Annotated in this window: 13 protein-coding genes; 4 read left to right on the top strand and 9 right to left on the bottom strand. The window is 33.1% G+C overall.

What is annotated here, in order from left to right:
• Positions 1–75: 75 nt before the first annotated feature.
• The 5 genes from PKK00_02005 to PKK00_01985 all read right to left on the bottom strand — a co-directional run bounded on the left by PKK00_02005 (position 76) and on the right by PKK00_01985 (position 6,021).
• On the bottom strand, positions 76–3,009 hold the full coding sequence (locus tag PKK00_02005; GenBank protein ID HNW97169.1) for an FAD-binding and (Fe-S)-binding domain-containing protein: 2,934 nt from the start codon (positions 3,007–3,009) through the stop codon (positions 76–78).
• A gap of 109 nt (positions 3,010–3,118) precedes the next feature.
• On the bottom strand, positions 3,119–3,799 hold the full coding sequence (trmB, locus tag PKK00_02000) for a tRNA (guanosine(46)-N7)-methyltransferase TrmB (protein ID HNW97168.1): 681 nt from the start codon (positions 3,797–3,799) through the stop codon (positions 3,119–3,121).
• Positions 3,800–3,811: 12 nt separating this feature from the next.
• Positions 3,812–4,744: an SPOR domain-containing protein gene (locus PKK00_01995; GenBank protein HNW97167.1), complete on the bottom strand. Its 933-nt coding sequence runs from the start codon at positions 4,742–4,744 to the stop codon at positions 3,812–3,814.
• 3 nt (positions 4,745–4,747) lie between these two features.
• On the bottom strand, positions 4,748–5,509 hold the full coding sequence (gene kdsB / locus PKK00_01990; protein HNW97166.1) for a 3-deoxy-manno-octulosonate cytidylyltransferase: 762 nt from the start codon (positions 5,507–5,509) through the stop codon (positions 4,748–4,750).
• A gap of 17 nt (positions 5,510–5,526) precedes the next feature.
• A complete protein-coding gene (locus tag PKK00_01985; protein HNW97165.1) occupies positions 5,527–6,021 on the bottom strand; it encodes a GNAT family N-acetyltransferase in 495 nt (164 codons plus the stop codon).
• 455 nt (positions 6,022–6,476) lie between these two features.
• Here PKK00_01985 and PKK00_01980 point away from each other — a divergent pair, with 455 nt between their 5' ends.
• Both PKK00_01980 and PKK00_01975 read left to right on the top strand, forming a co-directional pair.
• Positions 6,477–8,189: a PKD domain-containing protein gene (locus tag PKK00_01980; GenBank protein HNW97164.1), complete on the top strand. Its 1,713-nt coding sequence runs from the start codon at positions 6,477–6,479 to the stop codon at positions 8,187–8,189.
• Between the two features lie 457 nt (positions 8,190–8,646).
• Positions 8,647–9,117 carry a DUF1573 domain-containing protein gene (locus tag PKK00_01975; GenBank protein ID HNW97163.1) on the top strand — a complete coding sequence of 157 codons (471 nt, stop codon included), beginning with the start codon at positions 8,647–8,649 and terminating at the stop codon, positions 9,115–9,117.
• A 63-nt stretch (positions 9,118–9,180) separates the two neighbouring features.
• Here PKK00_01975 and PKK00_01970 read toward each other — a convergent pair whose 3' ends face one another.
• The 3 genes from PKK00_01970 to rlmN are packed head-to-tail and all read right to left on the bottom strand — an operon-like array spanning position 9,181 to position 11,749.
• Entirely contained in the window at positions 9,181–9,738 is a 558-nt protein-coding gene (locus PKK00_01970; GenBank protein ID HNW97162.1) for an HDIG domain-containing protein, read from the bottom strand.
• Between the two features lie 15 nt (positions 9,739–9,753).
• The gene (locus tag PKK00_01965) at positions 9,754–10,677 is read right to left on the bottom strand and encodes a molybdopterin-binding protein (GenBank protein ID HNW97161.1); all 924 of its coding nucleotides are present in this window, start codon (positions 10,675–10,677) and stop codon (positions 9,754–9,756) included.
• Between the two features lie 4 nt (positions 10,678–10,681).
• Positions 10,682–11,749, bottom strand: a complete 1,068-nt coding sequence (rlmN, locus tag PKK00_01960) for a 23S rRNA (adenine(2503)-C(2))-methyltransferase RlmN (protein HNW97160.1) — start codon at positions 11,747–11,749, stop codon at positions 10,682–10,684.
• A 444-nt stretch (positions 11,750–12,193) separates the two neighbouring features.
• Between rlmN and PKK00_01955 the strand changes: the two genes are divergently transcribed.
• Both PKK00_01955 and PKK00_01950 read left to right on the top strand, forming a co-directional pair.
• Positions 12,194–13,390 (top strand): amidohydrolase family protein, encoded by a 1,197-nt coding sequence (locus PKK00_01955; protein HNW97159.1) that lies wholly within the window; start codon positions 12,194–12,196, stop codon positions 13,388–13,390.
• A 99-nt stretch (positions 13,391–13,489) separates the two neighbouring features.
• Positions 13,490–14,233, top strand: coding sequence for a hypothetical protein (locus PKK00_01950; protein HNW97158.1), 744 nt, complete (start codon positions 13,490–13,492; stop codon positions 14,231–14,233).
• A gap of 3 nt (positions 14,234–14,236) precedes the next feature.
• Here the strand turns inward: PKK00_01950 and PKK00_01945 are convergent, their stop codons facing one another.
• Entirely contained in the window at positions 14,237–14,785 is a 549-nt protein-coding gene (locus PKK00_01945; GenBank protein HNW97157.1) for a DUF4468 domain-containing protein, read from the bottom strand.
• Positions 14,786–14,957: the final 172 nt, after the last annotated feature.

Here is a 14,957-nt window from a genome sequence, read left to right as displayed (position 1 = left end):
TCGTCCCCTCTTTCTGTATCGCCGTATTTTCTTCGCTGCAAATATACAATTTTTTTTAATACGCAAAAAACTTTATTAATTTATTAATGCATCATATAAAATTTCAATGGGATGATATGCTTTTCTTCCTGTTCCATCTTTTATCTGATGGCGGCAACTGGTGCCGGGTGCAGCAATAATTACCTCATCGTTTGTTTTTCTGATTTCCGGAAATAAAACCAGTTCGCCCACTTTCATCGAAACATCGTAATGTTCCTTTTCATAACCAAACGACCCGGCCATTCCACAACAACCCGATTTGATTTCATCCACTTTATAATTTTCAGGAATCTCAAGCATTTTCTTCGTAGGTTCAGTTGATGCCAGCGATTTCTGATGACAATGCCCATGTAATTTAATGCTTTTGATTTCTTTTGAGAACAAGTCTTTGCTGATTATACCTTTCTCATATTCCGAAGCAATAAATTCATCAAACATCAAACAATTTTTTGAAAGTTTTTTGGAAGCTTCTTTTAAATTCTCGTCAACAAGTTCCGGGTATTCATCACGGAATGTCAGTATTCCCGAAGGTTCTATGCCTATCAACGGAGAGTTATCATTAACCAAATCTTTTAACAACTCTACATTTTTATTTGCAATTTCTTTTGCTTTTCTTACTAATCCTTTTGATAAATATGTTCTTCCGCTTTGAACATGATTTGGTAGTTCAACCTGGTAACCAAGCCTGGTGAGAAGCTCTACTGCTTTAATTCCAATTTCAGTATCGTTATAGTTTGTGAATTCATCTGCAAATAAAAATACTTTCCCATTTTTTAATTTGTTGTTATCTCTTTCTGAAGAAAATTTCTTAAACCAATTTCGCAGCGTAATTTTATATAATGTAGGAATACTGCGCTTTGGAGCAAATCCAAGAACACTTTTAGCAACACCTGAAAAGAATTTATTTTTTACAAAGAAATTAAATACCGATGGGAGAATAGCGCCAATACTGTTGGTTCGCGTGATGTCGGCAATCATCTTTGAACGAAACGGAACACCATGTTCATCGTAATAATGTTGTAAGAATTCCGCTTTGTATTTAGTAATATCCACATTCGACGGGCATTCCGATTTGCAGCCTTTACATGAAAGACACAAATCCATCACTTCATAAATTTCTTTATGACTGAAAGGATTTTTATTTTGCGAATGCGTCAGGAATTCCCTTAAAATATTGGCTCTTGCGCGTGTTGATTTATTTTCATCTTTCGTAGCCATGTAACTCGGGCACATGGTTCCCCCGATAATATTGGATTTGCGGCAGTCGGCAGAACCATTACATTTTTCAACAGCACGAAGAATGCCATGGTCGTGCGAAAAATCGAAAAATGTTTTTATTTCTTTTTCTTTTGCTCCCTTCTCGAAACGCAGACTGGTATTCATTTTCGGCGTGTCGGTAATTTTTCCGGGATTAAAAATATTTTCTGGGTCCCAGGTTTTTTTAATTTGTTTTAGTAAATTGTAATTATGCTCGCCAATCATTAAGGGAATGAATTCGCCGCGCAGTCTGCCATCACCATGCTCACCACTTAATGAACCTTTATATTTTTTCACAAGCTGAGCTGTTTCCAAAGCAACTGTGCGAAATAATTCAACATCTTTCGGGTCTTTCAAATTCAACACAGGTTTGATGTGAAGCTCGCCTGTAGCAATGTGCGCATAATAAACCGTATTAAGCTTATGTCTTGCAAGCATTGCATCAATATCTTTAATGTATGCAGGAAGAAACTGCGGATTTACTGCAGTATCTTCAATCAGTGAAACCGGTTTTGCATCACCCGGATAGTTGGAAAGCACGCCCAGTCCGGCTTTGCGAAGGTCCCAAACTTTTTTAATATCGCTTCCGGTAACAACAGGAAAATGAAAACCGTAACCTGTAGCTTTCATTTCCTCTTCCATTGCCTTTGCTTTTTCTAAATAGACCTCTTTTTGTTCTTCAGCAAATTCAACAATCAGAATCGCGCCGGGATCACCTTTTACAAAAAACCGATTTTTATTTTGTGTGATATTTTCTTTCGTTAAATCCATGATGGCTTTGTCCATCAATTCAATTGAAACGGGATTATGTTTTAATGCGATAAGGTTTGCATGCAGCGATTCTTCAACACTTTTCAAGTGAATGCAAACCAAAGCTTTTTCTTTTGGCGGAAGCGGAACAAGATTTAATTTTATTTCAGTAATGAAAGCAAGCGTTCCTTCAGAACCTGCAATGAGTTTACAGAAATTAAATTTCTCTCCACCATTTGTAAACGGTTCGCAATCCATAAGCAAATCGATTGCGTAGCCTGTGTTCCGGCGTTTTAAATTTTTATCAGGGTATTGATTTAATATTTCCTTTTGATTTTCCGAATTGGAAAGTATCTCACGAATGTTTTGATAAATGCGGCTTTCAAGTGAGTTGCCTTTGCATTTATTTTCAAATTCATTTTTTTCTATTTCAGAAAATTTTACTTCGCTTCCATCAGAAAGAATAGCATCCACTGAAATCAAATGGTCGCGGGTACTGCCGTAAATCAACGAATGAGCGCCGCAGGAATTATTTCCAACCATTCCTCCGAGCATGCAACGCGAAGATGTGGAAGTTTCAGGGCCAAATAAAAGTCCTTTCGGTTCAAGTATTTTATTCAACTCATCAAGAACAACACCCGGCTGAACACGAACCCATTTTTCTTTTTCATTTATTTCAAGAATGCCGGTCAAATATTTTGAAACATCAACCACAATTCCTCCGCCTACAACCTGCCCTGCAAGCGATGTTCCGGCTGTTCTAGGAATAATTGAAATTTTATTTTCGTGTGCGAATGCAATGATTTTTTTAATATCCTCTTTATTCTTCGGACGCGTTACAGCAAGAGGTTTTTCGCGGTATGCAGAAGCATCGGTAGCATAAATCAATCTTGCTGATTCGTCGGTATATAAGTCGCCTTCAAGTTGTTTTTGAAGAATAGAAAAATTGATATTCAATGTCATAAGTATTATAAAATAATAAATTCAAAATTAATGTTTTTAGATGACTTATTTATTTACTAACTTTCTTTAATAAAAAAATTACACGAAGTTGCACAGAGAAGACACGGAGTTACACGGAGCAAGAATTCAAACTGAATTCGAGATAACAGATGGGAAACCCTTCTTTCAGAAACATTTGCTCATAATACGTTTTTATGTGAAGTTCTTCTTTAATATTTTTCTCGTTATACAAATCGTGAGTTTGGTAAATGAGATGGTGTTTGTAATTTTCAATTACTTCCAGCGTGAAGTCAAATAATGGCGCATTATCGGTTTTAAGATGAATGATACTTTTTTCAGATAATATTTTTTTATAACGCTCCAGGAATTGCAGAGAAGTAAGACGTTTCTTTATATTTGGTTTATTCGGTTGCGGGTCGGGAAACGTTATCCATATTTCCGAAACTTCATCCTGGCTGAAAAAATTATTTATCTTCTCAATATGAATTCTCAGAAAAGCCACATTGACAAGGTTTTTATCCAAAGCTGTTTTACCGCCTCTCCATAATCGATCACCTTTAATATCCACTCCAATAAAATTTTTATCAGGATATACTTCAGCAAGACTTATTGTATATTCTCCTTTTCCGCAACCCAGTTCAAGTATAATAGGATTATTATTTTTAAAATATTCGCTTTTCCATTTTCCTTTAAGAAAAAAATCTTCATGTACAAATTCTTCCGGGCTAGGCTGAATGACATTATTAAAAGTTTCCAGTTGTGCGAACTTAAATAATTTTCTTTTTTTCACTTTCCTGAAATTTTATTTTTCTAAAATCCATGCTGCCGAATTTTCAGAAGCTAAAATACTTGCAAGAGCTTGATTAGCCTGAGTTTTATCGGTATATGTATCATAACTTACCACATATAGATTACGTTCAGGTAAAAATATACTTTCCGATTTATAGCCTTTACTTGTAAGCCGAACAGCATAATTCTCCGCATTCTCTTTGATTCGGAAACTGGCAGCAATTATATAATAACGAACACCCTCCTGTTGTGGGCTTTCAGTAATATTATCCTGTTTTCCTGTTATAACTGAATCTTTATTATTTGTAGTTGAAACTTTATTTTCAGAAATATTTTTATTTTGATTTGTATTCAAAACAGTGTTTGAATTTTCTTGTTTACTAATTTTGTTATTTATTCCAAAACCCTTTAATAAACCGGGTTTTATAAAATAAACAGTTGTAAAACCGGCAATAAATAAAACTACAATTGCAGCAATCCATATCAACTTATGAGTTGTTTTTTTCTTTGATATTATTTTTTCTTCTACAGTATTTCCCATTAGTGGAATGGCAGAAACAGAGCCCAGTCCAAATGAATCAATATTATATATATCACCTTTATCTGCCTTAAAACAAAGGTTTCCCGAATCATCTTTTTTCAGTATCCCGATTTTTTCAAGAGTTATTTCATTTCCTTCATCAAGATTCTTTAGAATATTTGAAACATAATTCTGAATTTGTGAGCAGGCATCAACAAATGAGATCCTATCTTTTTCAGAAATATAATTTGCTAATACCCCATCATTCACATTTAATGAAGGATCAAATAATATTTTTTTCCCCGGAGGAATTATTGTATTTCCCGACATTGTTGCTGGAACATTTTTTAACTGAAATGTTCCCAAACCCGGAAGTACTACTGTATCGAAACGGAGTAACAGTTCGCTGAGATATTGCGCAATCATGATTTATTTTTCTTTCAGCAACTTAATGATTTTGTCAATATCAGAAGGGATATCAACCGAATGACTTTCATATTTAGTAAATTCAACATGTATAGGAAACCCGTTTTCAAGCCATCGTAATTGCTCAAGCGATTCCGCTTTTTCAAGCGAAGATTGCTGAAGTTTTACAATTTCATTTAATACCGAAGCACGATATGCATAAATTCCTATATGCATAAAAAAATTATTTTCGGAAATATTTTTATTCTCTGAATTACCCGCCAAATAAGGAATTGCAGCCCTGCTGAAATATAATGCTTTTTTATTTTTATCAATAACTACTTTAATAACCGTGTTGCTTTTTAAATCTGTTTCCGATTCAAGTTTGCGAATTAATGTCGCAATATGAACTTCTTTTCTTGCAAACAATGAGCTAACCAGATTAATTTGTTCCGGATTGATAAGCGGTTCATCACCCTGTATATTTATAACAACATCATTATCTGAAAATTTATTTTCACTCTTCAAAATCTGAAAAGCTTCGTGACATCTTTCCGTTCCGCATTTATGTTCAGACTTCGTCATTATTGCTTTTCCGCCAAAGGAAATAACATGTTTAAAAATCCTTTCATCATCAGTAGCAACAGCAAGTGCAGATAAAACCTTTGATTTCGCACATTGTTCATACACGCGCTGTATCATCGATTTTCCTTCAATAACATGCAAAGGTTTTCCCGGAAAGCGTGTAGAACCGTAACGTGCAGGAATGAAACCAATAAAATTCATAAAATAATTTTATACAATTAATTTACAAAAATATCAATTTCGGGAATAAAATCATGAATTTGTTTTTCGGTAAGTCTTCCATTGACCCACGACTGATCGAGCGATGCATTGTATTTTTTATAAAAATTTATTGCCGGAGTATTCCAGTCGAGTACCTGCCACATCATTCTTCTAGCTTTTACTTCTTTGCATTTCATGATCACAGCTTCAAATAAAAGCTTGCCAATTTTTTTCCCTCGATACGCTTCACGAACAATAATATCTTCAAGATAAATACATTTTCCTTTCCAGGTAGAATAGGCATAAAAATAAAATGCCATCCCAAGAATTTCATTATTAACCTCGGCAAGAATTATTTCATAAATTGGATTTTTTCCGAAACCATCATTTTTCAAATCGTTTAATGTAACGGTAACTTCATCAGGAGCTTTTTCATACAAAGCAAGTTCTTTAATTAAATCAAAAACCTCAGGAAGGTCGGATTCATTGGCTTTGCGGAGTTTTATATTCATAGGAATTAATATCTAATAGTTAAAAAAGTTTGCTTCAACAAAAATAGTCTTTAATAATTAAAAAAGTAAAATGAACCGAAATGAATTCATATAAATTATTTAATTAAAACGGTTTTTAACAGAAAATTTTGATTTCTAATATATTTTTTTTATAAATTTATATGTTTTTTACAAAAAATATTTAATTTTGTCATCATAATATCGAAATATACATATACTTTTATTCACCAAATCACAAAATAATTAATAACTAAAAACAAAAAGCTATGAAAAAAAAATTATCTATTTTAACTTTGATTCCATTGGTTCTAGCTATACTGTTTGCACAGAACCTTTGGGGACAACAAAAGTCACAAAGAATGGTCTTACTTGAACAGTTTACTAATACTGGCTGATCGAACTGCCCAAGTGCTGATGCAAGCATTACGACCTTACATACTAATAATGCAACTAAAATGGCATTGATCTATTATCATGTTGATTGGCCAGGAGATGATCCGATGAATCAGGACAATCCAACCGAAGTAAATACTCAAGCAACTTTATATGGAGTTAACGATCCTAATACTGGTGGTGTACCTTGGTCACAACTGGATGGTGTACATTCGTCTTCAACACCCACACAAACTAATATAAACACTAATTATGCTGTTACTTCTCCTTTTACTATTTCAATGATTCATGAAGTTAGTAATGGGGTTATTGCTGTAAAAATGGTTATCAAGAAAACAGCAACTACTACTGGTACCTATGCTGCAAAAATTGCAGTTATCGAAGAAAATATGAATTACCAGGGAACATATGGAACAGCAGATCACATTAACGTATTTAAGAAATTCTTGCCCGACCCAAATGGCATGACTTTACCTACTATGGCTGTTGGAGATTCAGTAGTTTATATCAAATCATGGACTTATGCAAATGTTGATAATTCAGCAAATTTAGCTGCTGTTGGATACATACAAGATGCCTCATCTAAGGCTGTACAACAAGCTGGTATGAGTACAGCAGGTGCAATACCTGCAAGTGCTGATTTTGCTGCTTCCATGACAAAGCTTGCATGTGTTTCATCACAAATTTCTTTTTCTGATCAATCTTATAAAGCAACTTCTTGGCTTTGGGATTTTGGTGATGGTTCAACTTCTACATTACAGAACCCAACACATACATATAGTGCAAGTGGTAATTACACAGTGACTCTAAAAATTAATAACAACTCTGCATACACCACAACAAAAACTAATTTTATTTCCGTTACTGTTCCTACTGCTCCTTCTACTACTGGAGGAAGTGGAAATGTAGGTTCTACAGTAACTTTATCTGCTAGTGGTTCGGGTGTGCTAAAATGGTATACTGCTCAAACAGGAGGAACAGCAATTGCTAAAGGAAATTCATATACTACTCCTCCTCTTTCCACAACTACCAACTACTATGTTGAAGATGTTATCGGAAATGCAGTACAATCAGTTGGGATGACAGCAAAAGGTACAGCAGGTGGTTATTATACTGCAGCTGCAAGACAGGGATTAACATTTGATACATATACTCCAGTAACTATTAAATCGGTTACTGTTTATGAACAAACCGCCGGAACAAGAACCATCTGGTTAAGAAATAGCAACGGAACTTACCTGGATTCAGTAAAAACAAGCGTTTCAACAGGAACACAATCCGTTACTTTAAATTTCCACGTTCCCGCTGGAACAGGTTATGTTTTAGGAGCAGGTGTTTCTAATTATTTCTGGAGAGAAACTTCGGGACCAGCTTATCCTTATACATTAGCTAATGTTTTATCCGTAACGGGTAGTACTGCTGGATCCTCTTACTACTACTACTTTTATAACTGGCAGGTACAATCCGATTCATGTATAAGCCCTAGAGCTATTGTTACAGCTGATATTTTAACCGGAATAGAAGATTATTCAAAGAATATCATTACTGTATATCCAAATCCAAATAATGGTAGCTTTACTGTAAGTATTGATAATCCCGAAAAATATAATGAACTTTCGATTAGCAACGTGGTAGGACAAACTATTATTTCTGAAAATTTAGTGAATAATAAATACGAAAAAACCTTTGATTTTAGCGATTTACCTAAGGGTATTTATATGATAAAATTATCAGGTGAAAATACTAATTTTTATAAGAAGATAATTATTAGGTAAGTTCGGTTTATCTAATTCTTTAAAGGCACAACAAATTTTGTTGTGCCTTTTTTATAAAAAATAATTTAACTATTGTATTAAATAAGAAATTTATACATTTGTCTTAGTTATTAAGAATCTTATTAAAATAATTTTTTAATGTTTTTTATTAAACAAATAAATTGAGGTCGGTCTTGGAGACTATCAGTGGTCTTCCCGATATTACTTCGTGTTCGCAAAACACACAAATCCTTTTTGCGCATCGTGAAAATAGAAAAAGTATAAATACTTTTATCTATAGAAAATCTATTTCCCCGCTTATTTTAATTTTTCTTCTCTGTAATTTTTCCCAGAATAGTTTTATTCCGGTCGCATTAATAATATCTCTGATAAAAATATTTTTATCTAATAAATCTTTTCCAATATATAATTCAAACATCAAATTTTTAATTTATAATCATTATAAAAATTTCAAATTATGAAAAATGTTTTATTATCATTTTATTTTCTAATTATTGCAATGGCAATAAATGCACAGAACAACTCTACACAGGATAAAAGTAGTGATAATGCAAATGCAGCTATTATTACTTTTGATAATATAGTGCATGATTATGGCGCTATTGTTAAAGGCAGCAATGGTAACTGCACATTCACATTCAAAAACACAGGTAATGAACCCTTAGTTTTAACTAATGTAACTACAAGCTGTGGTTGTACTATAGCTGCATGGACAAAAGAACCAATACTACCAGGAAAAACAGGAGAAATAAAAGTTAATTATACCAAAACAAATATTGTAGGAACCATCAGCAAACAAATTACCGTAATTTCTAATGCAAGCAATGGTACTATCGTTTTAAGTATAAAAGGTAGCGTTGTTGAAGATACAAGTTCTGGAGTTGTACCCGAAAAGCAACCCAATGAACTTGTTACTCCCAAAAAATAATTATTAGGTAAGTTTGGTATATCTTATTTTTAAAGGACACCGCAATTTGTTGCTGTGTCTTTTTTATAAACCAATCTGGTCGGCAATGCCTCGCATAGCATTTACGGCTATTTCAGCAAATTCATTTAAAGGAATTCCTATTAATTCGCATTCGCGGATACTTTCTCTTTTCACCGATGCTGCAAATAATTTTTCTTTCATTCGTTTTACAACTGATGAAGATTTTACTGATGCAATTTTTTTATCGGGATAAACATAAGTGGTAGCCTGAATTAATCCGGTGATTGTTTCGCCTGCTGCTAAAGCATGATGAAACTTGGTACTGCGTGCAGGTACTCCTTCTGCTTCTTCATTATGAAGTTTTATTGCTTCAATAATTTCAGCATCAAAATTTTTTTCTTCCAGCATTTTTGCTGTAATTAATCCATGAACTTTCGGATCGGCATTGGTAATTTCAACATCCAAATCATGCAGCAATCCTGCCATTGCCCATTTTTCAGGATTTTCATTAAGCTTTACTGCCAATGCATGCATCACTGCTTCTGATGCAAGTGAATGCCAAATGGTGCGTTCGTTTTTTATATTTTCTTTTAATAATTGCAGCGCTTCTTCCCTGGTCATAAATAACTCCGATAATTAATGTGAATCAATTTCATGTAGCATAAGAACCAAATGATTCAACGATTTTAAAATTTCTGTCATGTATTCGTTTACGGCTTTTACACTTCCGGGCAAAGTAAAAATCATTGTCTTATTAATCAATCCTGCAACCGAGCGACTGATTAGTGCATTCGGTTTTTCAGAACCATATTTGTATCGAATGAATTCCATGATACCTGGAATTTCCTTATGCAGCATGGGTTTTGTAACGTCAACTGTTATATCTTTTGAACCAATTCCTGTTCCTCCTGTGGTAAAAATAAAATCGAAATTTTTATTTGTAAAATCTTCCAATAATTTTTTTAATTGATTTGCATCATCTGGAATTAGTTTGTATGAATTTTCAAATTCACGTTTTTCTTCTATAAAATATTTTTCTAAAAATTCAATAACTTTTGGTCCGCTAAGATCGTCGTATTCTCCACGACTGGCACGGTCGCTGAGCGTTATGACGGCAGCTTTAAAAATTTTCGGTTTATAAATTATTTCATCGTCTGCTTTTACTTCACCACCTTTGATAACGCGACAAAAAATTCCTTCTTTCGGCATAACGCAAGTTCCCACTTCACGAAAAATTGCACATCTGTCGCCATGGCATTTTTTCCCGATTTGTGTAACTTCAAGAATTACATTTTTTGTTTCAAAACGGTCGAGGATATTTGACTTGTATACATCAAAACCTTCAGTAGTAATATTCTCAGCAAGCTCACCAAAATTTATTTTGCGTTTGACCTGCTTTGAAAATCTTTCTATACTCTCTGCACCAAGCATGCTAACCTGCCGAATCCAATAGCCTGCATGGGCATCACCTTCCACACCTTTATCATTCAAAATAATTTTATCGACAGGATGTTTTATGGTTCCTTTTTTTTCGGAAATATTTACAGATACTACTTTCATAAAATCAAGATTTATTTTTTAATTTTCCTGCAAGCTGTCCGCAAGCTGCATCAATATCTTCACCTCTACTTTTACGAATATTCACTATTAAATTTTTTGTTTCCAGGTAACCGGCAAATCCTTTTACGCTTATCTCTCTTGACTTTCCAAATTCACTTCCGGCAATAGGATTGTATTCAATAATATTTATTTTACATGGAAAGTTTTTACAAAATTCGGCAAGTTCTTTTGCATCGGCAATGGAATCGTTGAAACGATCGAGAATTAAATATTCCAGTGTAATTCGTGTTCCGGTTTTTTCATAAAAATATTTCAATGCCTCAGCAAGCTTGCTCATCGAATTCTGTTCATTCGCAGGAATAATCTGGTTTCTCTTTTTATCATTTGCTGCATGAAGCGAAAGCGCAAGATTGAATTTTACATTATCATCGCCTAATTTTTTTATCATCTTCACCAATCCTACTGTTGAAACGGTAATGCGTGATGGCGACATATTCAATCCATCAGGAGAAGTTATTCGATCAATCGCTTTTAAAAGATTTTCATAATTCAGCAAGGGCTCGCCCATGCCCATGAATACTATGTTTGTAAGATGATGCTGATAATGCTCCTGTGCCTGCTTACCAATAATTGCAACCTGATCGTAAATTTCATCGAACAATAGATTTCGGGTAAAACCTAATTTTCCCGTTGCACAAAATTTGCATCCAAGGGAACATCCTACCTGTGATGAAACACAAGCAGTCATGCGGTTTTCGGCTGGTATTAAAACACCTTCAGCAATATGTTCGTTGCGAAAACGAAAAGCAGTTTTAATTGTCTTATCCTTGCTAATGTTGATTATTTCAGGCTTTGCCGTTTCGAAAATAAAATTTTCCCTCAGCATTTCCCGTGTAGCAAGTGAAACATTTGTCATTTCATCAAAGCTATGTGCCGATTTTTTCCACAACCATTCCCACACCTGCTTTGCACGAAATGCTTTTTCGTTTTTCTCAATGAAAAAATTTTTTAATTCTTCCTGTGAAAGAAAACGAATATCTTGTTTTTTGTTTATTTCTGAAGTATTTGTCATTTCTTATTCTCCGACACAAAGTTAAAAATAAAACCCTTTTAAACTCAAAATCTAAAGAACCAAATTTTAAAATCTAAAAAATATTCAAAAAGAATAAAATTCATTGTAAAACGAATGTATTAAATATATCGCCCCGATGGGGCTTTGTTATGTAGTGTTTGAATTTTTACCAATATGTCGCCTCTAACGAGGCTAAATAAAGTTTCGCAGAAACATTATATTGGTAAAACTAAAATATAAACAAAATAAAAAAGTATCGCCTGACTTGCCTGACTCGATGCGAATCAGGCTGGAGAGGCAGGTAGGTACGAAATACTTTTGTTTAATTTTTGAATTTGGGTCTTGAAATTTGGTACTTTTTAAACTCCCTTTGTTAATAACTCTTCCAGCTTACAAAAAATACAAAAAGATGATTTAATAATTTTGTTAAAACTAAATTTCACTTTGCGAAAAATTTCGGCCGATATTGTTTTTCCGATTTCACAGCAACCTGTCAGAAACGGCATTATTATTATTGATGAGCAAGGTGTTTTAAAAGAAAATGTAATTGAACCAAATAACCTTGATCATTCAATTTCTGATGTAGAAAAATTTGAGGGATTTATTTGTCCGGGTTTTATCAATGCACATTGCCATCTTGAATTATCATGGTTGAAGAACAGAATTCCCGAACATACAGGTCTTGATAATTTTATAATCAACCTTCAAAATATTCGCAAAGAAGAAGATGATATTTCAACTGAAGAATATATTTTTTCGGCGGAACAAGAAATGAAAAACGGCGGCATTGTTGCTGTTGGCGATATTTGCAATACGAATATTACTTTTTCATTAAAAGAAAAAAGCAATATTTACTTTCATAATTTTATCGAAACATTTGCATCTGCACCACAAAAAGCCGAAAAAGCTTTTGAAAAATCGTTACGATTAATTGATGAAGTAACACAAATCAAAAAAAATAATAGCGCTTCAATAACACCACATGCGCCTTATTCTTTATCTAAAAAATTATTTCAACTTATAAAGGAACACAACGAAAATACCGGTGAAATTTTAAGCATTCATCACCAGGAAAGTGAAGAAGAAAATAAATTTTTCCTGACAAAAAACGGAAACATTAAAGACATGCATTTTCGTTTTGGTGTGGAACATTCCGATTTTTCAAATTGCGGAAAACGCCCTATTGAAGCCATTTCTGAACACCTTGCAAAAAATAATAAAATACAATTAGTACATAATACTGTTGCTACAGAAACCGATATTGATTTTGCTTTAAATTATTTTTCTGATATCTATTGGTGCTTTTGCCCGAATGCAAATTTATATATCGAACAAAAACTTCCCGACTTTGCAATGTTCTTCAACAAATCGTGTAAAATAACTTTAGGAACCGACAGTTTTGCTTCAAATAAAAATCTTTCCATACTTGACGAAATAAAAACCATTCGTTCAAGCATGCCATTCATTCCATTACAGGAAATGTTGAAATGGGCTACGTTAAATGGTGCAGAATTTTTAAATATTTCAGAAAAATATGGTTCGCTTGAAAAAGGAAAATCGCCGGGAGTCATTCTTCTCGAAAACGTAAATACCGCGTCAAATCACTTAACCAGAAGTTCTAACATCAAAGTGATTTTCTAAAACAGAATTTGCATCTTATTATATCACAGGTTTTTATTTTCTCGATATTTTATTCTTGGCATAAGATTTGTTTTTTGATTTCATTTAAAAATTTTCAATATGAAAAACTATATCTCAATTAAAGTAAAAACATTTTTGTTTTTAATAGGCTTTGTCATTATTGTTTTTTCTGGTTGCTCTAAATATCAATATGTTTATGTAAATAGTAATCTATATCAAAACGAGAATAAAGAATATTTTGTCGGAAATGATACGGTGGTGATTAGATTTACGTTTAAAGGTAAGAATTCACCAATACAGGTTACCATTTATAATAAACTCCTTAAACCTCTTTACATCGACTGGAAAAGAAGTACGGCAATTTTCGAATACGAACAAGTAAATGATTTTTTTAATGATAGCACACAACCTAATTTTATTGCACCTCAATCATATATTAATATTTCAAGTTACCCTTTAACCACTGAATTTTATAACATAAATAAAAATGATTCAATCACTCCGGTAACTTTTACAACAGAAAACGGGACTTCAAAAGAATTTTTACATACTTACAGCGAACAAACAAGTCCACTTCATTTCAGATGTATTTTTGCATTATCAACTAATGAAGATTTTTCATCTCTGACATTTTATGATAATTCGTTTTGGATTTCAGGAATAATAAGAACAATGACTAATCCATCATCCATAACTTATCAACCCTCGAATCAATTTTATATCAAGAAGTCAACAACGTTTACTAAAATCTTCGCAGGTACTGCCGGATGTTTATTCTTTACCGGAGCATTTTTATATGCATTAGGGAATATGGAAAATCAAGATGAAAATGAAGGAGAATAAGCTTTACCAGTTGTCATTTACTTTCTTCACTTCCTGCATTCCTTTTTTCAGGTTTTTTATAAAATCTTTCATGTACTCATCAACTTGTGTAAGGTAGTAATCCCACTGTGGAACGTATGCCTTATCTGTTTTGTCGAGCCAGCGTTCAAGAGCAAAATAGGATGCACCTTTAAGATTTAAATCGGTAATTTTAATACGATATTTATTTTCTTTAAGTTCAATTGTAAATGAGTATTTAACTATTCCGGCATCGGTTTTTAATCCATTTTTATCAGGAGCATTTGTAACTTTAAATTGGTATTTTCCTTCAATCTTTCCCATGGCAACATCACGTAAAGTTGTTGCTGACTGTGGATTTGCAAAGAATGAATTACACCAATGTATTGCACGATTATATAAAGTATCTTTTGTTCCGGTTTGTTGCGCAACTTCGGTATAAGTTATTTTTTTGGTAACTGAATCAACCGGGATTTTAGAAGCAGTGATTTGTTGTGTAAAAGCAGTAAATGTAACACCTGCAATAAGTATGATTGCAATCAAAAATCTTTTCATAATCATTTTATTTGTTGATTTATTTAAGAACAATATTACAATTTTTTTACTTAATTTATGCTATTGATCATCAATTTTTTTTACTATAAATATACTGAATCTTTGCAAATTTGCGTTCCGAATTCTAAGATATAAACAAACATTTCGGAATATTTTTTTTACACATAAAATT

The organism is Bacteroidales bacterium, from assembly GCA_035353855.1.
Taxonomy (GTDB): domain Bacteria; phylum Bacteroidota; class Bacteroidia; order Bacteroidales; family CG2-30-32-10; genus DAOQAK01.
The sequence above is the reverse complement of the archived record's forward strand: the minus strand, read 5'-3'. Positions and strand labels throughout refer to the sequence as shown.